This is a genomic window from Streptomonospora arabica (assembly GCF_039531585.1).
In the GTDB taxonomy this organism is placed as follows: domain Bacteria; phylum Actinomycetota; class Actinomycetes; order Streptosporangiales; family Streptosporangiaceae; genus Streptomonospora; species Streptomonospora halophila.
The window spans coordinates 1-19366 of record NZ_BAAAQI010000012.1; the positions used below are offsets into that span (position 1 = coordinate 1).

The window sequence follows — 19366 nt, forward strand, 5'->3', positions numbered from 1 at the left end:
AGCAGTTCCGGGCGGTGGCCACGCGCTTCGACAAGCTCGCCCTGCGCTACGAGGCCACGGTCCACATCGCCGTGATCGACATCTGGCTGCGCGACCTCGCAACGACACCTTCTTAAACAGGGCCTAGCCGCCCCTCCGCGGCGGGCCCCGCTCCCCTCCCGCCGGAGGCCGCACTCGCCGGCGGCGTCCGGCGCGGGCCCGCAGCAGCCGACGGGCCCCGGAACGCGTGTTCCGGGGCCCGTCGGCCTGTGCGCCGCCGCTCAGGCGGGCGGGCGGGTCACTTGACCGCGCCGGCCATCACGCCCTGCACGAAGTACCGCTGAAAGGCGAAGAACACCAGCAGCGGCACGACCATCGACAGGAACGCTCCGGCGGAGATCACGTCGATGTTGGCGCCGAACTGGCGCATCTCCGACTGCAGCGCCACGGTCATGGGCTGGCTGGCCTCCGAGGCGAAGACCAGCGCCACCAGCAGGTCGTTCCAGACCCACAGGAACTGGAAGATCCCCAGCGAGGCGATCGCCGGGCCGCCCAGCGGCAGGATCACCCGCCGGAAGATCGTCAGCTCCTTGCCGCCGTCCATGCGCGCCGCCTCCAGCAGGTCGCGCGGGATTGCCGCGAAGAAGTTGCGCAGCAGGAAGATGCCGAACGGCAGCCCGAAGCCCACGTGGAACAGCACCACCGCCGGGATCGACCCGTAGAGCGGGGTGCCGCCGTAGAGGCTGGAGATGGGCACCAGCGCCACCTGGAGCGGCACCACCAGCAGGCCCACCACGGCCAAGAACAGCCAGTCGCGCCCGGGGAACTCCAGCCAGGCGAAGGCGTAGGCCGCCAGCGAGGCCACCACCACGATGAGCACGGTGGAGGGCACCGTGATCAGCACCGTGTTGCCGAAGGACGCGACGAAGTCGGGGTTGTCCAGCAGTTCGGCGTAGTTCTGCAGGGTCAGCTGGGAGGGCTTGGTCAGCACCGCCCACCAGCCCGAGGCCGCGTTGTCCTGGGGCGAGCGCAGGCTGGAGAACAGCAGCCCCAGGGTCGGCACGAGCCAGAACAGGGCGATGAGGATCAGCACCACCTGCACCGCGCCCGATCCCGTGCGGGCCACCAGCCGCGCGGCCACCGACCGGCGCGGCGCGCCCTCGCCGCCCGGCTCGGCCGGAGCGGGCCCCGCGTCCGGCCCGGCCGGCTCCACCTGTGTGCTCATGAGTCCTCCCGGCGGAACCGTCGGATCTGGAAGACCATCGCGGGCACGACCAGCAGGAGCAGGAAGACCGCCAGCGCACTGCCCAGTCCCTGGTCGTTGATGCCGAAGGAGACCTGCCACATCTCCAGCGCCAGCACGTTGGCGTCGGCCCGCACCGATCCCGGTGCGATCACGAACACCAGGTCGAAGATCTTCAGGACGTAGATCATCAGGGTCACGAATACCACCATGAGCACCGGTGAGAGCAGCGGGACGGTCACCCGCCGAAACACCTGCCACTCGGTGGCCCCGTCGACCCGGGCGGCCTCCAGCGCCTCCCGGGGGATGGCCGAGAGCCCGGCGGCGATCAGCACCATGGCGAACCCGGCCCACACCCACAGGTAGGCGGCGATGATGGAGGGCGTGATGAGCGTGGGCCCCAGCCACGTCAGGCCGTTGTAGGGCTCGGAGAAGTTGGATGCGGCCAGCCGCAAGGTGTGGTCGCCGCCCTCCAGCCCGGTCAGCGTGAAGGTGCCGTCCGCCGCCGTGGTGGCGGTCGCGACCGCTTCGCCGTCGCGCACGGCCTCCACGCGCAGCGCGGGCAGACCGGTCTCGGTGGAGTCGATCTCCCCCTCCCGGCCGCCGCCTCCGCGGGTGAAGTCCACCCAGACCGTGCCGGCGACCCCGTCCGGGGAGGCCTGCGGCCGGGCGGCGTGCTCGGTGTCGCTGGGCAGCTCGTCGCTGTTCACGCCCACCAGTGGGATCGTGACCGTGTCTCCGGGGGTGACGGGCTCGGCGAGCCGGTACCCGCCCCCGGGTGTCTCCTCCAGCGGCACGCCCTCGCGCGGCTCCGCGCCGGGGTAGGCGCCGGTCGGCGCGACGGTGTCCTGGACGGTGGTGATGACCGCGTTGGCCAGGCCCCGGTCGGGGTCCTGCTCGTAGACGAGCCGGAAGATCACGCCGGAGGCGAGGAAGGAGATCGCCATCGGCATGAACACGACGATCTTGAAGGCCGTCGACCAGCGGATGCGCTCGGTCAGCACCGCGAAGACGAGGCCGGCCACCGTCACCACGGCCGGGGCGACCGCGATCCAGACGACGTTGTTGCGCAGGGCGATGAAGGTGTCGGCGCGGGTGAACATGCGCGCGTAGTTGTCGAGCCCGACGAACTCGGTGCCCGGGGCGTCCCACAGGCTGCGGTAGACCGAGAACAGGATCGGGTAGACGACGTAGATCCCGAGGAACAGCAGCGCGGGCAGCAGGAAGAACACGGCCAGCCAGGCGGGCGGGCCGAGGCGGCCCCGGGGGGCGGGGCCGCCGGCCCGCTCCGCCGCGGGAGCGGGGCCGGCGGTGTCGGCGGTGTCGGCGGTCATCGCAGGCGGCCGCCTTTCCCGCCGGGCCGCCGCTCGCGCGGCGGCGCCGGCGTACTGGTTGTCGTCGCCGTCGTCATGGGGCTACTCCGCGTTCGAGGCGGCCTGTTCGAGCTTTTCGGCCGCCCCCTCGGGATCGCTCGGGTCGCGCAGGTAGTCCTGCAGGACCGCCCACATCCCCTTGCCCTCGGTGGCGCCGAACTGGCTGGGCACCTGGTCGGAGAGGTCGTAGCGGACGTCGTCCCCGGCCTCCAGGATGGTCTGCGCCAGGGTCTGGGTGAACTCGTCGGGGTAGGCGTCGGCCTCGACCTGGGAGTTGGCCGAGAGGTAGCCGCCCAGCCCGGCCCAGGTGGTCTGGGCCTCCGGCGAGGCGAGGTAGGCCATCAGCCGCTGGACGCCCTCGGCCTCGCTCATGGCCACGGCGATGTCGCCGCCGACCACGACCGGTGCGTCCTCGCCCACGGCCGGGAAGGGGAAGGCCTGCGCGGTCTCGCCGACGGTGGCACCGGCCTCCTGGGCGCTGGCCGCCACGAAGTCGGCCTCGTAGACCATGGCGGCCTGCTCCTGGCCGAAGACCTGCGAGACGCAGGTCGGGAAGTCGGTCTGCACCGCGCCTTCGGTGCCGCCGGCCATCCAGTCCTCCTTGCCCCACACATCGGCGAGGGTCTCCAGGGTCTGCACGACGCTGTCGTCGGTCCAGGGGATCTCGTGGGCCACCAACTGGTCGTACTTCTCGGGTCCGGCCTGGGACAGGTAGACGTTCTCGAACCAGTCGGTCAGCGTCCAGCCCGAGGCGCCGCACATGGCGAAGGGGGTGATCCCGGCGTCGGAGAGCGTGCCGACGGTGGTGCCGGTAAGGTCGTCCCAGGTCTCGGGCGGGCTGACGCCCGCCTGGTCGAAGGCGTCGGGCCGGTACCAGATGATCGACTTGTGCGCGGCCTTGAGCAGCACGCCGTAGGCGTCGCCGTCGACCGAGCCCAGATCGCGCCAGTAGCCGGTGTAGTTCTTCTCCAGCGCCGAGGCCGCGTCGCCCGACAGCGGCACGAGGGCGTCCTGGGCGGCGTACTCCCGGACCAGGCCGGGCTGGGGCAGGACGGCCACGTCCGGCGGCTCGCCGGCCTCGATCTTGGGGCCGAGGTAGGCGCCGGTGTCCTCGCCGGTGGACTCGTAGGTGACGGTCGCTCCCGTCTCCTCCTCGAACCCGGCCAGCACCTCGGTGAAGTTCTCCTGCTCCACACCGGTCCACTTGGCCGCCACCAGCAGCTCCACGCCGGCCAGGTCGCCGGCGCCGCCGGACTGCGTCGCTCCGGGGCTGCAGGCGCTCGCCGCGACCAGCGCAGCGGCCGCGGTCACCGCGAGCGCGCCGCGCCCCCTCCACATGTGCTCACGCATGTGTTCCCTCCTTCGGCTGGGTGGTGGAAGCCGGCTCGCCCCAGATGCCGTCTCCCGTGGCGGGGTCGAAGAAATACAGCCGCCCGGTGTCCACCCGCACCCGCACCGGCTCACCGGGTGCGGTCTGCGAGCGGGGGCTGAACCGGGCGATGGCGTCGCTGTCCGGAGCGGCGGCGTCGATCTGGTCGGCGCCGGCGTCCCGGGCGAGTTCCTTGGTGTCCTCGGTGACCACCGGCGGAGCCGACAGCCGGAAGTGCACCAGCAGTTCGGCGCCGAGCGCCTCGACGAGGTCGGTGGTCGAGGTCAGGACCGCGCCACCGTCGGCGCCGCCGAGGTCGGCGTCGTCCATGTCCTCGGGGCGGATGCCCACGGCGATCTCGCCGCCGAGGTAGTCGCGCAGGCGGGGGCGCTCGTCCAGCAGGCCGGCGGGCACGGCCAGACGCTGCCCGCCCAGCTCCAGGCGCGCCCCCGGCCCGTCGGCCTCGAGACGGGCCTGGAAGAGGTTCATCGACGGCGACCCGATGAAGCCGGCGACGAACAGGTTGGCCGGGCGGTTGTACAGCTCCTGGGGCGGCGCGACCTGCTGCAGGACGCCCTTCTTCAGCACGGCCACCCGGTCGCCCAGGGTCATCGCCTCGACCTGGTCGTGGGTGACGTAGAGCGTGGTCACGCCCAGGTCGCGCTGGAGGCGGGAGATCTCGGCCCGCATCTGCACGCGCAGCTTGGCGTCGAGGTTGCTCAGCGGCTCGTCCATCAGGAAGGCCTGCGGCTGGCGCACGATCGCCCGGCCCATGGCCACCCGCTGGCGCTGTCCGCCGGAGAGGTTGCGGGGGCGGCGGTCGAGGTGCTCGCTCAGGCCCAGCGTCTCGGCGGCCGCCTCCACCCGCTGCTTGATCTCGCGCTTGGGGAGCTTGCGCAGCTGCAGCCCGAAGGCGATGTTGTCGCGCACCGAAAGGTGGGGGTAGAGGGCGTAGCTCTGGAACACCATGGCCACGTCGCGGTCGCGGGCGGGTGTGCGGTTGACGACGCGGTCGCCGATGGCCAGCGTGCCCGAGGTGATCTCCTCGAGCCCGGCGACCATGCGTAACGCCGTCGTCTTCCCGCAGCCCGAGGGCCCCACCAGAACCAGGAACTCGCCCTCCGCGATGTCGAGGTCGAGCCCCGCCACCGCGCTCGTCCCGTCCGGATAGGTCTTGCCGATGCCGGACAGTCGGACCTGCGCCATATTCTCCTCCGTGTACCGCGCCGTTCGGACACACCGCGGCCGGCAGTCGTCGACCGCGGGGTGAGGCCGGTCTGCGTCACACGGGTTTGTGACCCGTGCCGCAGCAGCACTGGCCCTCTTGTATCAGGGCATGTCGCGGCTGCCCAGGGGCCGGGAACCCCCTGTTACAAAGCTGTATCCGCTACTGCGGGGGCCGTGCGGACGCGTCGGCGGATCGGGCCAGGTCGCGGCCGATCACCATGCGCTGGACCTGGTTGGTGCCCTCGACGATCTGCAGTACCTTGGCTTCGCGCATCAGCCGCTCGGCGGGCAGGTCGCGGGTGTAGCCCGAGCCGCCGAGGACCTGGACGGCGTCGGTGGTGACGCGCATGGCGGTGTCGGTGGCGAAGAGCTTGGCCATGGCCGCCCGGGTGCCGAAGGGCAGGCCCGCGTCGCGCCGCCGGGCGGCGGCGAGGTAGAGCTGCCGCGCCGCCTCGACGCCGGTGGCCATGTCGGCGAGCATGAACGACAGGCCCTGGAAGTCGCCGATCGGCCGGTCGAACTGGCGGCGGGCGCGGGAATGGGCCACGGCAAGGTCGAGCGCCGCCTGGGCCAGGCCGACGGCGCAGGCGGCGATGCCCAGCCGCCCGGAGTCCAGTGCCGCCAGCGCGACGGCGAACCCCTGGCCCTCGTCGCCGATGCGCTGCTCGGTGCGCGCGCCGTCGAAGTGCACGACCGCGGTGGGCGAGGACGCCATGCCCATCTTGCGCTCGGGCGGGTCGGCCTCAACGCCCGGAGTGTCGGCGGTCACGTGGAAGCAGCTGATCCCGCGGGCGCCCGAACCGGGCTCGCCGGTGCGGGCGAAGACGGTGTAGAAGTCGGCGACCCCGCCGTGGGTGATCCAGGACTTGGCGCCCTCGACCGTGTAGCCGCCGTCCCCGCGGCGGGCTCGGGTGGTCATGGCCGCGGCGTCGGAGCCGGACTGGGCCTCCGACAGGCAGTAGGCGCCCAGCCGCCCGCCGCCGATCATCCCGGGCAGCAGCCCGGCGCGCTGCTCCTCGGTGCCGTAGGCTGCCAGCGGGAAGCAGGACAGCGTGTGCACGCTCAGCCCCAGCCCCACGGCCAGCCAGCGGGCGGCCAGCTCCTCAACGACCTGCAGGTAGACCTCGTAGGGCTGCTCGCCGCCGCCGTAGGCGGCCGGGTAGGGCAGGCCCAGCAGCCCGGCGTCGCCCAGCAGGCCGAAGGCGTCGCGGGGGAAGGCGCCCCGCTCCTCGTCGCGGGCGGCCCGGGGCGCCAGCTCCCTGTCGGCGATGTCGCGGACCAGATCCAGCAGGTCTGCGGCCTCGGGTGTGGGCAGGACGGGCTCGTGGGCCATGCCTTCGCTCCCCTGGAGTCGTCGGGCGGGATCGCCGCCGCGAACTAGTCGGACATCCTAATTGTTACTAGGAAGGCCTACTATATAGCGAGCGACCGGCGCGCCGCCTCCGGCGGCGGCCCCCGGGGAGTCGGTAGACGAAGACGCGGGAGCGCGACCCGGCGGTGAACCCGGCTGCGCGCCCCGCAACCCGCAGTGATGCCGACGGGGTCTTCCGGCCGCGGGCCCGACCGGCTCAGGCGTGCCACCCCGGCCCCCGCGGTCCTCCACCGCCCCCGGGACAGGGCGCCCGCCGCCCGATCCGGTGCCGGCGCACGCGCCGACGGTTGTCCCGGCCTCCGCGGACCGGACGGTCACTCGGCGATCGGCTCCAGCCGTGCCAGCATCCGCTCCCACGTCCACTCCCGGCACACCCGGTCGCGGCCCCGCTCGCCCATCGCGCGCGCGGTGTCGGGGTCGGCCAGCAGCAGCGACAGCTTCCCGGCGACCGAGCGCGCGTCGCCGCCGTCGACCACGTAGCCGGTCTCGCCGTGGCGCACGCGCTCCCCCGCGGCCGCCCGGCCGGCGACCACCGGTCGGCCGCAGGCCGCGGCCTCCAGCAGCCGCGCCCCCGCATCGGCGTTGCGGCGGCCCGAATCGGTCCGGCACGGCAGCGCGAAGACGTCCGCGGCGGCGTAGAGCGCGGGCAGTTCGGCCCGGGTGAAGGGCCCGGCGAAGGCCACCTGCCGCTCGACCCCCGCCCAGGCGGCCAGCTCGCGCAGCCGCCGCAGGTCCGGCCCCTCTCCGGCCACCAGCAGCCGCACGCCGGGAAAGCGCACCCGCAGCCAGGTCATGGCCCGCACCAGGCTGTCGGCTCCGCTGTCGCGCACCAGGCGGGCGCCCGCGCACAGGATCACGGGGCCCTCCCCCAGCCCGTGCTCGCTCCGCAGCGGCGCCCCGTCCGCGCCGGGCCGGAAGAATCCGGCGTCCACCCCCTCGGCCAGGCGCACCAGCCGCACCCGCGAGTCGGGCGCCAGCACCCGCTCCACCCGTATCCGGGCGTCCTCGTTCGGGCAGGCGAGCACGTCGGCTCCGGCGGCGATGCGGCGCAGGATCGGCCGCGCGGCCGGGCCCCAGGCGCCGGCCCCGCGCGTGGCGGCCACCACCTCTCCGTCGGCGGCCGCGCGCACGGTCGACGCCATCAGCCCCAGCCCGGCCTCGGCCAGCAGGACCCGGTCGCAGCCGTAGCCGCGCATCAGCCCCGCCACGCGCCGCGCGGTGCGCCGCGTCGGCAGCAGCCGCGGGCCGGCGTCGCGCTCGATCGGATAGTCCTGGTGGTCGTCGAACCCGCCGGTGCCCGCCGCGACGGTGTGCACGACGACGCCCAGGCCGTCGCGGCCGGCCAGGTGGCGGGCCAGCCGACTCCCGAAGGTCTCGGCCCCGCCCCCGCGGCCGGGAAAGTCGTTGGTGACCAGCAGCGTGCGCGCCGCCATGGTGGACCCCCGCATAGCTCGTCATGGCAACGGCTCGATGGCCGTCGAGTTCCTCGGCTCCTGCAGTATCCGCACAGGCCGCGGACAACCGCGGCGCCGCTCACCGCTCCGCTCACGCCGGAGGAACCGGCGCCCCCGCGCCGTCCCCTGCCGGCCGCCCCCTGACGGCCGACACCGCCATTGTGCCGCTCGCGCACCGGCGCCCGCGACGGGGCATGCCAACCGTGACGGGCCACACGTCGGACCCCGCGCGCCGGGCGCTTCGGCCCCGCCCCGGCGCGGCGCGGCCGCACCGCGGAGCGGGTCAGCCCACCGAGGAGAAGGCGACCACGCCGCGGCGGACCAGGTCCACGGCGCGGCGCGCGCTGCGGCGGACGCCGCTGTCCTCGGGTGCGGCGCCGGCGATCTGGCCGAGCATGTCGACCAGCTGCTTGGTGGTGCGCACGAAGTCGCCGGCGGGCATGTCCGCCTCGCCGAGGATGCGGTCGAGCCGGTCGCCGCGCGCCCAGCGGTGGGTGGTCCACACGAACCCGAGATCGGGCCGGCGCAGGAACGCCACGCCGTTGTCGCGCTCGACCTCGTGCAGCTCGCCCCAGAGCCGCTCCATCTCCTCCAGCACCGCCGCGGGCGGGCCGTCGGGCACCCGCGGGAACGAGTCGTCGTTGCGACGCGACTCGTAGACCAGCGAGGCCACGCACGTGGCCAGATCCTGGGGGTCCAGCTCCTCCCACAGGCCTCGGCGCAGGCACTCCGAGACCAGCAGGTCCAGTTCGGAGTAGACCTTGGCCAGGCGGGACCCCTCGTCGGTGACCGTGTCGCCGTCGAGGTACTCCAGGGTGTCCAGCACGCCGCAGACCCGGTCGAAGGTCCGGGCGATCACGTGCGAGCGCCCCTCGACGCGGCTGCGCAGCGAATCGGTCTCCTTGCGCAGCCGGAAATACCGCTCGGCCCAGCGGGCGTGGTCCTCGCGGTCGTCGCAGCCGTGGCACGGGTGCTGCCGCAGCTCCCTGCGCAGGCGGGTGATCTCGGGGTCCTCGGTGTCGTCGCCGCGGCCCTGCTTGCCCGGGTCGACGCCGCCGGTCCTGTCGAGCTTGTTGCGCAGCGAGGACGCCAGGTCGGTGCGCGACTGCGCCGAGCGGGCCGAGAAGTTCTTCGGGATGCGCAGCCGCCCGGCCGGCTCCACCGGAACCGGGAAGTCCGCTGCGTTGACCCGCTTGACCTGGCGCTTGACCGTCAGCACCAGGGGGGCGGGCACGTCGCCGCGCAGACCCGGGTCGAGCACGACCGCGAAGCCCGTGTGGCGCCCCGAGGGGACCCGGATGATGTCGCCGGCGCGCAGCCGCTCCAGACTGCGCACCGCCTCCTCGCGGCGGCGCGCGCTGCGGCCCTTGGCCGCCTGGTTCTCGCGGTCGCTGAGCTCGCGCCGCATCCCCGCGTACTCCATGAAGTCGCCCAGGTGGCACGTCGCCGCCTGCGCGTAGCCCGCAAGGGCCTCCTCCTGCTTGCGCATCTGGCGGCTCAGGCCCACGACCGCCCGGTCGGCCTGGAACTGGGCGAAGGAGGCCTCCAGCATGGTGCGGCTGCGCTCACGGCCCACCTGGCCCACGAGGTTGACCGCCATGTTGTAGGAGGGCTGGAAGCTGGAGTTCAGCGGGTAGGTGCGGGTGCTGGCCAGGCCGGCGACGGACTCGGGGTCGGTGCCGGGCTGCCAGACGACCACGGCGTGGCCCTCGACGTCGATCCCGCGCCGCCCGGCGCGCCCGGTCAGCTGGGTGTACTCCCCCGCCGTCAGCGCGGCGTGGGTCTCGCCGTTCCACTTGTCGAGCTTCTCGATGACCACGGTGCGCGCCGGCATGTTGATCCCCAGCGCCAGGGTCTCGGTCGCGAAGACCGCGCGGATGAGGCCGCGGGAGAACAGGGTCTCCACGACCTCCTTGAACGTCGGCAGCATGCCCGCGTGGTGGGCGGCCACGCCGTGCTCCAGGGCGCGCAGCCATTCGTCGTAGCCCAGCACCCGCAGGTCGGCGGCGGGGATGTCGGAGCACTGGCGCTCGGCGTAGGCGCGGATCTCCGCGGCCTCCTCCTCGGTGGTCAGGGCCAGGCCCGAGTACATGCACTGGCGCACGGCGTCGTCGCAGCCGGCGCGGCTGAAGACGAACACGATCGCGGGCAGCAGGCCCTCGCGGTCGAGCTCGTCGATGATCTGCACCCGGCTCGGCGGCGCGTACTTGGCGCGCGGCCGCGCGGAGGTGCGCGCCCGCGCCTGGGGATGGCGCCGGCGGTGCGCCAGCTGGGTGATGCGGTCGTCCTCCTGGGCGAGGCGGATCAGCCGCGGGTTCACCGCCATGCGCTCGCCGTTGACCATGATCTCGGCGGGGCGGGAGTCGGCCTTGCGGTCGCGCTTGCGGGTGCGCTTGCCGCCCCGGCCCGGCCCCTGGCCGTCCTCGCCGCCCTGGCCGTCGGCCGCCTCGTCGACCGGCACGAACAGGTCGTGGATCCGCTTTCCGGCCATGACGTGCTGCCACAGCGGCACCGGGCGCTTCTCGTCGACGATGACCGTGGTCTCGCCGCGCACCTGCTGCATCCACTCGCCGAACTCCTCGGCGTTGCTGACGGTGGCCGACAGCGCCACCACCCGCACCGACTCGGGGAGGTGGATGATGACCTCCTCCCACACGGCGCCGCGGAAGCGGTCGGCGAGGTAGTGCACCTCGTCCATGACCACATACGCCAGGCCCCCGAGGGTGTGCGAGCCGGCGTAGAGCATGTTGCGCAGCACCTCGGTGGTCATGACCACGATGGGCGCCTCGCCGTTGACCGTGTTGTCGCCGGTGAGCAGGCCGACCCGTTCGGCGCCGTAGCGGCGTACCAGGTCGGTGTACTTCTGGTTGGACAGCGCCTTGATGGGGGTGGTGTAGAAGCACTTGGCGCCGTCGCGCAGCGCCAGGTGCACGGCGTACTCACCCACGACGGTCTTGCCCGATCCGGTGGGCGCCGCCACCAGCACCCCGTCCCCCGCCTCCAGCGCCTTGCAGGCGCGCAGCTGGAAGCGGTCGAACTCGAAGCCGTAGAGCCCCTGGAACTCCTCGATGGCGGCGCTGGATTCGGCTTGGCGCCGACGGAAGGCGGCGTACCGCGCGGCGTGGGTACTCATATCCACCAAGCCTATGGCGTTGCGGCGGGTGAAGCGCACGTGGCGCAGCGCGCCCCGCCCCCGTGCCAGGCGGGTTCGGAGCCGGCCCCGGCGGAGAACCCGGCGCCCGGCCCGTGCGCCCGAGCGGGCGCGGGTCAGCTCGCCGCGGCGCCCCCGTCGCGGCCCTCGCGGCCGCGGGCCCCGCCCGAGTCCTGCTCGGCGCCGGGAGAACCGGGTGCGACCACCGCGGTCACCGGGACCTCGCCGCGCTGGACGGCGGCCTCCTCAGCCGTGAGGTACTCCTCGGGGATGTCGAACTCGCCGTCCTTGGCACCCAGCACGAACGCCTCCCACTCGGCGGGGGTGAAGAACAGGGTGCCCTTCTCGGGGTGCTTGCCGTCGCGCACCGCGCGGTAGCCGTCGTCGAACTTGGCGACCTCGACCACGGCCGAGGAGTCCTCGCGCGAGAGGGAGGAGCGCTTCCAGACGGCGTGGGTGGTGTCGTGCCACTTGGAGTTGCCCTTGGCCTCGGGCGGCAGGTCCCGGCGGGTGGGAGTGGCGTCGTCCATCAGACTGCTCCTCGGCGGCGTCGGATCCACCCCGCTGGTCGGGGATCGGCGTATCCGAGACTAGCGCCTCGGTTCGGCGTCGGCCTCGGACTCCGCGTCATCGAGCGGGGAGATCTCGTCGTCGTCGAGCCCCGCCAGCCCGTCGTTCGTGCGCCGGCGCCGGTCGTTGACGAAGCAGAACAGCTCGGCGGCCTCGAAGAGCAGGATGAGCGGGATGGCCAGCGCCAGCATCGACAGCGGCTCGGCGGGGGTGACGACCGCCGAGAGCACGAAGATGCCGAACAGGATCATCCGGCGGGAGCGCGCCAGCGCCTCGTGGGTGACGACGCCCATCAGGTTCAGCAGGGCCACCAGCAGCGGGGTCACGAACCCCAGCCCGAACACCACCATCATCAGGGTCATGTAGCCCAGGTAGTTGGTGATCGTGATCATCGGCATCACGTCTTCGGGCGCGAAGCCGAACAGCACGGACATCGCGATGCCGGTGATGTAGTAGGCGAGGGTCGCACCGGCCACGAACAGCACCGCGGCCAGGGGCACGAACACGTAGGTGTAGCGCTTCTCGCGGCCGTTGAGCGCAGGGGCGAGGAAGGCCCACAGCTGGTAGAGCCAGAACGGGCAGGAGACCGCCAGCCCCACGATCAGCCAGACGCGGAAGGCGACGAAGAACGGGTCGAACACGCCGGTGAAGATGAGGTCGCAGCCCTGCTCGCCGCCGCGCACCTCGGCCGGCAGGGAGCAGTAGGGCTCGTTGAGCCAGGCCCAGACGGGATCGTGGACCACATAGCCCACCGCGGTGCCCGCCGCGATGAACAGCATCGCCTTGACCAGGCGGTTGCGCAGCTCGCGCAGGTGATCCATCAGCGGCATGCGGCCTTCGGGGTCTCTCTGCCGCCGCCCTGCTCGACCCACCTGCATCGCCGCTACGCTCCTAGAACCCGACCTGACTCACACACCGGTCGGCGCACCGTGCGCCGACCGCGCGGCACCCGCCTCCGCCGGCGGCGGCTGGGGCGCCGTTCGAACTCTAGCCGCCGTAGCTGCGGCGGATGGGCTCGCCGTTCTCGTTGACGACCTGCTGGCCCGCCGGAAGCTCCGGGTAGCCGGCGCGGCCGTCCTGCTGCGGCTGCTCCCGGCCGTCGGTTCCGGCCTGGGCGCGGGACTCGTCGCCCTGGCGGGCCTGGGCCTGCTGGTCCGGCTTCTCCTTGTCCTCGGTCTCCTCGTCGGTCAGGCCCTTGGTCTCGGACTTGAGGATCCGGGCACTGCGGCCGAGGGACCGCGCCAGGTCGGGAAGCCGCCGCGCGCCGAACAGCACCAGCGCGATGAGCAGCAGAATGAGCAAAGTGCGGGCATCGAAACCCATGTCTCAACCTCTTTTCCCGGCGCCGCCTGCGCCATCGATGGTACGCCCCGCCTGAATCGGGGTCATGGGGCGTCCACCCGCCCGCGCCCGGTGAGGGCGCGCAGCCTTTCGTATGCCGGTTCGACATCGTCGCGGGTCCGCGCGAGCTGCCGCTGGAGCCGGCGCAGCTGGGCGAGCATCCTCAGGGCGAGAACGCCCACGCAGATCAGCCCGACCAGGGTCAGCGCGGCCAGCACAGCGAACACGAACACGGCTCCAGCTTACTGCTTGTACAGCACGATGGGGATGGACGAGGGATGAACCGGACGGATCAGGCGCCCGACCGGCGACCGGGAGCGCAGCTTACACCGCCCGCGGGCACGGCAAAACGCCGAAAAATCCGACCGCTGTCATCCTAGGCCTCCCTCCCGCGGCCCGGAAGAGCCCGAGCGCGACCTCCGGCGCGCCGCCGCCTCCGAATGCTCGCAGGCGGCCCGTCAGCCGCCGGGGCCGTAGGCGGCGAGGGCCCGCCGCGCCTGTTCGCGCACCCGCTCGGCGAGCTCGACCGGGGCCACCACGCGCGCCCGCGGCCCCAACCGCAGCGCCAGCCGGCACACCCACTCCGGAGCCGGGGTGCGCAGCACCGCCCGCACCCGGCCGCCGTCGAGCTCGTGCACCGAGGAGCACAGGTACTCCTCGGTGACCCAGCGCTCCGACGGCTCCAGCTCCAGGGTGACGCGGGCGTCGTCGGCGGACAGCTGCAGCACGCCCTCGCTGAGGTCGCGGCGCCGCGCCCGGGCGGGCACCTGCGCCGCCTCGGGCAGCACGGTCAGATCCAGCACGCGGTCCAGGCGGAACAGACGCACGTCGCCGCGCAGCCGGCACCAGCCCTCAAGGAACGCGTGGCCGTCGTGCACCACCAGGCCCATGGGGTCGACGTCGCGCTCGGTCACCTCGTCGGCGTAGCCGGCCAGGTAGCGCAGGTGGACCAGCTGCCCGGCGCGCAGCGCGTCGTCGCAGCGCCGCTGGACCTCGCGCACCTCCTCGCTCAGCTCGATGCGCACGCCCACCGATCCGGCCAGGCGCTCCAGCGGGTCGGCAGCGCCGTCCTCGGGCGCGGCGCCGCCGGCACCGTGCACGCCCGCGGCCTCGCCCGCGCCGGGCGGGGCAGCGGCGGCGGCGCGCAGCTTCTCGCCGACGCGCTTGAGCGCCTCGCTGTCGGCGACGCCGGGCAGCTCGCCCAGCAGGTCGACGCCGATGACCAGGCTGGCGGCCTCGTCGGCGGTCAGCCGCAGCGGCTGGGCCAGGGTGTCGGCGTTGCCGATGATGATCTCGCCGGTGGCCTCGGCGGCCTCGATGTCGACGTCGATCAGGTCGCCGGGGGTGTAGCCGGGCAGACCGCACATCCACAGCAGGCTCAGGTCCTTGAGCACCTGGCGCTGGCTCAGGCCGAAGTGGGCGGCGACCTCGGGCACGCGCACGTCGTGGCTGAGCGCGTAGGGCACGAGCATCAGCAGGCGGCGCAGCTGCTCGGAGGAGGCCGACTGCCGGCGGCCGGCGGCCGCGGGCACGGGCTCGGCGGCGGACTCGGCCGCCCGGGGGTCGGGGTCGCGGGCCGCGACCTCGGCCAGGTGGGCCGCCATCGCCTCGCGTGCCGCGGCGGGCGACTCGATCACGGCGCGGTCGCCGAACCGGGCCACCGCTCCCACAAGGTCGGCGACGTCGGTGTAGGGCAGGTCGAGCAGGTCCCAGCGCCGCTCCCCCGCCGCGTGCTCGCCGGCGGCGATGCGCTGGGCGCCGCGCCGCAGCTCGTGGCCGGAGTCGGCGCGCACCCGCACCCGCGCCACGCCCCGGGCCTCGCTGGGGCGGCCGCGCCGCACCACCGAGCGGACGTCGACGTCGGCGGGCACCTCGACGGGCGGACCGGACGAGGCGATCTCGACGTCGCCGACGATCCGGCCCAGCCGGAACACCCGGCGGTCTGCGCGGTCGCGGTCGAAGCCGGCGACGTACCAGTGGCCCTGGACGTTGACGACGCCCCAGGGCTCCACGCGGCGGCGCCGGGCGACCTCGTCGCCGGGCTTGCGGTAGTCGAAGGAGACCGCGCGGCGGTCGCGCACCGCCTGCCAGATCGGCAGGAACGCGGGCTCGTCGGTGCCCAGAACCGGGGTCAGGGCGGGCGCGGCGTCGGTGTCGACGGGCACACCGGCCGCACGCAGCTTGAGGATCGCGTTGGCCGCGGCCTCGCCCAGCGCGGCGTGGCGCCAGGCCCGCGCGGCCAGGCCCAGAACGGCGGCCTCGTCGGCCAGCAGCTCGATCTCGGGGAGCTCGTAGTGGGACCGCAGGATGCGGTAGCCCTCGTCGTCGCTCCACAGGTCGCCGCCGCCGGTCTCGATGGGGATGCCGGAGTCGCGCAGCTCGCGCTTGTCGCGCTCGAACATCCGCTTGAAGGCGGCGTCGCTCTCGGCGTCCTCGTAGCCGGCCACCGTGGAGCGGATCTCACGCGCGGTCAGGAAGCGCCGGGTGGCCAGCAGGCAGATCACCAGGTTGAGCTGCCGTTCGGTCTTCTTGCGCGACATGGACCTCCCCTACCCTTCCGCCGCAGCCGCGGTCCTGTCAGCCACGACGGTACCGCGCCCGAGGGGTCCGCGGAGCGCCGTGCACAACCCGCCGCGCGCGGACGCCCGGCCGGATGCGGGCACGCCCCGCGCGAAACGTTCGGGGCGCCCGGCCGATGCGGGCCGGACGCCCCGAAAGCGGTGCTCTGCGGCGCTGCGGCGCGCGCCGCTCGTTCTTAGGAGGACCCGCCGCCGGAACCGCCGCCGCTTCCGGAGCCGCCGCCCGACTGCTCCTCGGGCGGGGCGCTGTTGACCGCGTCGAGGATGTCGACGACGAACACCAGCGTCCCCTCGGGCGCGCCCTGCTGCGCGGCGCTGTCGCCGTAGGCCAGGTCCGGCGGGATGACCAGCAGCACGCGGCTGCCGACCTTCTGGCCGACCAGGCCCTTGTCCCAGCCCTTGATGACCTGGCCGTCGCCGATGATGAACGTGGCGGGCACGCCCTCGGCTCCCTGCCGGGTCCAGGTGGCGTCGAAGGTCTCGCCGTTCTTCCACTGCACGCCGGTGTACTGCACGACCAGCTGCTGTCCGGCCTTGACCTCCGGGCCGTCGCCCTCGATCAGCTGCTCGGTCTTCAGCTTCTCAGGAGGATCGGTGTCCTCGGGGATCGTGATGTCGGGCTCGTCGTGGCCGGGCTGCTTGACGGTGGGCATGCCGTCGCCGCCGTTGCTCGTGTGCTCACCGGAGACCACTTCGGACTCGCCGTAGCGCTCGTGGATGTCCAGGACCGACACCGAGCTGCCCGGCTTGGGCGAGGGCTGGCCCTGCTGCTGGGCCTGGGCCGGGTCCTGGGGCGGGAAGGCGTAGACGACCCGGCTGCCCACCGGCTGGTTGACGAGGCTCTCGGTGAGGTCCTCGTTCAGCTGGCCCAGGTTGAGCAGGATCGGGGCGTCGGCCTCGTAGGTGGACTGGGTCTGCTTGGCCTTGCCTTCGGCCGTCCACTGGTACTCCACGACATCGGCCTGGACGATGTCGCTGTCGCGGATGAGCTCGTTCTCGCCGCTGCCCTTCTCGACCACTCCGGAGACCTGCTCCTGCGGCGGGGCCTTGCCGCTGAAGTCGACCTTGGGCTCCTTGCCGAATTCGCCGCTCACCTCGGGCAGCCGGTCGTCGAGCTCCTCCTCGCCCGACTTCAGGAAGGCGGGGGTGCGCCAATCCTCGGGGATGGCACTGCAGCTCGTCACCGCGAGCAGCACAGCAAAGCAAGGCGCCGCGATGGCGGCGGCACGCAGTCGCATAGGTCACTACCTCAAATATCCGGCTCGGGTCCCCGTCACACTATCGGAACGCCAATAATGCCCCGGCGGGGTGAGAACAGCGTAAGAGCCGGAGTCGCGCGACCGCATACCGATTCCATACCGGCACCGCCGGACTACATGCCGGCGATGAGCTTCTCGACGCGCTCGTCGACCGCCTTGAACGGGTCCTTGCACAGCACCGTGCGCTGGGCCTGGTCGTTGAGCTTGAGGTGGACCCAGTCGACGGTGAAGTCGCGCCGCTTCTCCTGCGCCCTGCGGATGAACTCGCCGCGCAGCCGGGCCCGCGTGGTCTGCGGGGGCACCGACTTGGCCTCGAACGTCTGCAGGTCGCCGATCACCCGGTCCATCTGGCCCTTGCGCTGCATGAGGTAGAACAGGCCGCGGTCGCGGTAGATGTCGTGGTAGGTCAGGTCGAGCTGGGCCACCCGCGGCGAGGACAGCGACAGGCCGTGCTTGGCGCGGTAGCGCTCCAGCAGCAGGTACTTGGCCACCCAGTCGATCTCGCGCGCGACCAGGTCGAGGTTCTGGGTCTCGACGGCCTCCAGCGTGCGCGCCCACAGCTCCAGCACCCGCTTGCCCGTGGCGTCGGTGCCGTTGCGGTCGACGAAGTTCTGCACCTTCTCCAGGTACTCGCGCTGGATCTCCAGCGCGCTGGCCTCGCGCCCGTTGGCCAGGCGCACCTTGCGCCGCCCGGTCATGTCGTGGCTGACCTCCCGGATGGCGCGGATCGGGTTCTCCAGCGTGAAGTCGCGCATGACCACGCCGTTCTCGACCATGCGCAGCACCAGGTCGGTGGAGGCCAGCTTGAGCAGGGTGGTGACCTCGCTCATGTTGGAGTCGCCCACGATGACGTGCAGGCGGCGGAAGCGCTCGGCGTCGGCGTGCGGCTCGTCGCGGGTGTTGATGATCGGCCGCGAGCGGGTGGTGGCCGAGGAGACGCCCTCCCAGATGTGCTCGGCGCGCTGGCTGACGCAGTAGAGCGCGCCCCTGGGTGTCTGCAGCACCTTGCCCGCCCCGCAGATGATCTGGCGGGTGACCAGGAACGGGATCAGGATGTCGGCGAGCCGCCCGAACTCGCCGTGCCGGCCCACCAGGTAGTTCTCGTGGCAGCCGTAGGAGTTGCCGGCGGAGTCGGTGTTGTTCTTGAACAGGTAGATCTCGCCGGCGATGCCCTCTTCGTGCAGCCGCTGCTCGGCGTCGACCTGCAGGCCCTCCAGGATGCGCTCGCCCGCCTTGTCGTGGGCGACCAGGTCGGCGAGGCTGTCGCACTCGGGAGTGGCGTACTCGGGGTGGCTGCCCACGTCGAGGTAGAGCCGGGCGCCGTTGCGCAGGAACACGTTGCTGCTGCGGCCCCAGGAAACCACCCGGCGGAACAGGTAGCGCGCCACCTCGTCGGGGGAGAGCCGCCGCTGGCCCCGGAACGTGCAGGTGACGCCGTATTCGTTCTCCAGACCGAAGATCCGACGTTCCATGTGGTCTCACCAATCCCGTCCTGTCACCGCCCCCGGCCGGCGCCGGAGCGCTGCACGACTCCCAGAGTATTTATCGGCAGCGGGGTCCGCCCGGAAACCCTGGAGCCCCGGCGGGGGCGGCCCCGCCGCCGGGCACCCCGTGCGGGCGCCGCGGCAGCCGGACCGCGCCCGCCGATACCGGGGTCAGGAGCCGTTCTGCTGTGCGGACCCGCTGCCCGACTCCTCCTCGGACGAATCACCGCCGCCGGAACCGCCCGCCGACGACGCCCCCTCCTCCATGAGCCCGGTGAGCCGGTCGCCGGTGATGCGGCGGAACTTGCGGTGCTCGCGCCGCTCGCGCTCCAGCACGGCCACCTCCAGGCCTCCGGCGTCCAGGTCGCGCTCCTCGCCGTTCTCGTGGCGCAGGGCGTGCACGGCCGCGTTGAGCGCGTCGCCCAGCGAGGCGTCCTTGTCGAAGCGCTCCTTGAGGGCGGTGGTGACCTGCTCGGCCGACCCGCCCATCGCGAGGAATCCCTGCTCGTCGACGACCGAGCCGTCGAAGGTGATGCGGTAGATCTGGTCGGCGGCGGCGTCCTCGCCCACCTCGGCGACGACGATCTCCACCTCCCAGGGCTTGTTGCTCTCGCTGAAGACGGTGCCCAGGGTCTGGGCGTAGATGTTGGCCAGCACCCGCCCGCTGACGTCGCTGCGGTCGTAGGCGTAGCCGCGCACGTCGGCCATGCGCACGCCCATCTGCCGCAGGTTCTCGAACTCGTTGTAGCGGCCCACCGCGGCGAAGGCGATGCGGTCGTAGAGCTCGCTGATCTTGTGCAGGGTCCGGGAGATGTTGTCGGCCACGAACAGGATGCCGCCGTCGTACTGCAGGACGACGGCGCTTCGGCCGCGCGCGATGCCCTTGCGGGCATAGTCGGCCTTGTCCTTCATGCTCTGTTCGGGCGAGACGTAGAACGGCATCGACACCGCGAATCGTTCCTTTG

Annotated in this window: 15 protein-coding genes; all 15 read right to left on the reverse strand. The window is 72.9% G+C overall.

The genetic code is table 11. The features are described 5' to 3' along the window. Window positions 1–277: 277 nt before the first annotated feature. The 15 genes from ABD284_RS18010 to prcA all read right to left on the reverse strand — a co-directional run bounded on the left by ABD284_RS18010 (window position 278) and on the right by prcA (window position 19343). The gene (locus ABD284_RS18010) at window positions 278–1204 is read right to left on the reverse strand and encodes a carbohydrate ABC transporter permease (protein WP_344144930.1); all 927 of its coding nucleotides are present in this window, start codon (window positions 1202–1204) and stop codon (window positions 278–280) included. Further along, window positions 1201–2556 (reverse strand): carbohydrate ABC transporter permease, encoded by a 1356-nt coding sequence (locus ABD284_RS18015; RefSeq protein ID WP_344144932.1) that lies wholly within the window; start codon window positions 2554–2556, stop codon window positions 1201–1203. The genes ABD284_RS18010 and ABD284_RS18015 overlap by 4 nt, the downstream gene beginning before the upstream one ends. 81 nt (window positions 2557–2637) lie before the next feature. Then, window positions 2638–3945 carry an ABC transporter substrate-binding protein gene (locus ABD284_RS18020; RefSeq protein ID WP_344144934.1) on the reverse strand — a complete coding sequence of 436 codons (1308 nt, stop codon included), beginning with the start codon at window positions 3943–3945 and terminating at the stop codon, window positions 2638–2640. Then, a complete protein-coding gene (locus ABD284_RS18025) occupies window positions 3938–5170 on the reverse strand; it encodes an ABC transporter ATP-binding protein (protein ID WP_344144936.1) in 1233 nt (410 codons plus the stop codon). The genes ABD284_RS18020 and ABD284_RS18025 overlap by 8 nt, the downstream gene beginning before the upstream one ends. Before the next feature lie 181 nt (window positions 5171–5351). Beyond that, window positions 5352–6524: an acyl-CoA dehydrogenase family protein gene (locus ABD284_RS18030; protein ID WP_344144938.1), complete on the reverse strand. Its 1173-nt coding sequence runs from the start codon at window positions 6522–6524 to the stop codon at window positions 5352–5354. A gap of 353 nt (window positions 6525–6877) precedes the next feature. Further along, window positions 6878–8011: a glycosyltransferase family 4 protein gene (locus tag ABD284_RS18035; protein ID WP_344144940.1), complete on the reverse strand. Its 1134-nt coding sequence runs from the start codon at window positions 8009–8011 to the stop codon at window positions 6878–6880. Between the two features lie 289 nt (window positions 8012–8300). Continuing rightward, a complete protein-coding gene (locus ABD284_RS18040; RefSeq protein WP_344144942.1) occupies window positions 8301–11150 on the reverse strand; it encodes a DEAD/DEAH box helicase in 2850 nt (949 codons plus the stop codon). Window positions 11151–11284: 134 nt separating this feature from the next. Further along, window positions 11285–11698 carry a DUF397 domain-containing protein gene (locus tag ABD284_RS18045; RefSeq protein ID WP_344144944.1) on the reverse strand — a complete coding sequence of 138 codons (414 nt, stop codon included), beginning with the start codon at window positions 11696–11698 and terminating at the stop codon, window positions 11285–11287. Between the two features lie 60 nt (window positions 11699–11758). Next, window positions 11759–12568 carry a twin-arginine translocase subunit TatC gene (gene tatC / locus ABD284_RS18050; protein WP_344144946.1) on the reverse strand — a complete coding sequence of 270 codons (810 nt, stop codon included), beginning with the start codon at window positions 12566–12568 and terminating at the stop codon, window positions 11759–11761. Window positions 12569–12725: 157 nt separating this feature from the next. Next, window positions 12726–13061: a Sec-independent protein translocase subunit TatA gene (gene tatA / locus ABD284_RS18055; RefSeq protein ID WP_344144949.1), complete on the reverse strand. Its 336-nt coding sequence runs from the start codon at window positions 13059–13061 to the stop codon at window positions 12726–12728. 62 nt (window positions 13062–13123) lie between these two features. After that, entirely contained in the window at window positions 13124–13312 is a 189-nt protein-coding gene (locus tag ABD284_RS18060) for a hypothetical protein (protein WP_344144951.1), read from the reverse strand. Window positions 13313–13537: 225 nt separating this feature from the next. Then, a complete protein-coding gene (locus tag ABD284_RS18065) occupies window positions 13538–15619 on the reverse strand; it encodes a helix-turn-helix transcriptional regulator (RefSeq protein ID WP_344144953.1) in 2082 nt (693 codons plus the stop codon). 215 nt (window positions 15620–15834) lie between these two features. Further along, window positions 15835–16842 (reverse strand): FKBP-type peptidyl-prolyl cis-trans isomerase, encoded by a 1008-nt coding sequence (locus ABD284_RS18070; protein WP_344144955.1) that lies wholly within the window; start codon window positions 16840–16842, stop codon window positions 15835–15837. A 188-nt stretch (window positions 16843–17030) separates the two neighbouring features. Beyond that, window positions 17031–18389 carry a Pup--protein ligase gene (gene pafA / locus ABD284_RS18075; protein WP_344144957.1) on the reverse strand — a complete coding sequence of 453 codons (1359 nt, stop codon included), beginning with the start codon at window positions 18387–18389 and terminating at the stop codon, window positions 17031–17033. A 183-nt stretch (window positions 18390–18572) separates the two neighbouring features. Continuing rightward, the gene (gene prcA, locus ABD284_RS18080) at window positions 18573–19343 is read right to left on the reverse strand and encodes a proteasome subunit alpha (protein WP_344145172.1); all 771 of its coding nucleotides are present in this window, start codon (window positions 19341–19343) and stop codon (window positions 18573–18575) included. Between the last annotated feature and the right edge of the window lie 23 nt (window positions 19344–19366).

Bases quoted from the DNA above. Each gene is read 5' to 3' on its own strand.
- ABD284_RS18030 (WP_344144938.1), bottom strand. From the start codon at position 6,524: ATGGCCCACGAGCCCGTCCTGCCCACACCCGAGGCCGCAGACCTGCTG.
- ABD284_RS18065 (WP_344144953.1), bottom strand. From the start codon at position 15,619: ATGTCGCGCAAGAAGACCGAACGGCAGCTCAACCTGGTGATCTGCCTG.
- ABD284_RS18020 (WP_344144934.1), bottom strand. From the start codon at position 3,945: ATGCGTGAGCACATGTGGAGGGGGCGCGGCGCGCTCGCGGTGACCGCG.
- prcA (WP_344145172.1), bottom strand. From the start codon at position 19,343: ATGCCGTTCTACGTCTCGCCCGAACAGAGCATGAAGGACAAGGCCGAC.
- tatA (WP_344144949.1), bottom strand. From the start codon at position 13,061: ATGGGTTTCGATGCCCGCACTTTGCTCATTCTGCTGCTCATCGCGCTG.
- ABD284_RS18040 (WP_344144942.1), bottom strand. From the start codon at position 11,150: ATGAGTACCCACGCCGCGCGGTACGCCGCCTTCCGTCGGCGCCAAGCC.
- pafA (WP_344144957.1), bottom strand. From the start codon at position 18,389: ATGGAACGTCGGATCTTCGGTCTGGAGAACGAATACGGCGTCACCTGC.
- tatC (WP_344144946.1), bottom strand. From the start codon at position 12,568: ATGCCGCTGATGGATCACCTGCGCGAGCTGCGCAACCGCCTGGTCAAG.
- ABD284_RS18035 (WP_344144940.1), bottom strand. From the start codon at position 8,011: ATGCGGGGGTCCACCATGGCGGCGCGCACGCTGCTGGTCACCAACGAC.
- ABD284_RS18025 (WP_344144936.1), bottom strand. From the start codon at position 5,170: ATGGCGCAGGTCCGACTGTCCGGCATCGGCAAGACCTATCCGGACGGG.
- ABD284_RS18015 (WP_344144932.1), bottom strand. From the start codon at position 2,556: ATGACCGCCGACACCGCCGACACCGCCGGCCCCGCTCCCGCGGCGGAG.
- ABD284_RS18045 (WP_344144944.1), bottom strand. From the start codon at position 11,698: ATGGACGACGCCACTCCCACCCGCCGGGACCTGCCGCCCGAGGCCAAG.
- ABD284_RS18010 (WP_344144930.1), bottom strand. From the start codon at position 1,204: ATGAGCACACAGGTGGAGCCGGCCGGGCCGGACGCGGGGCCCGCTCCG.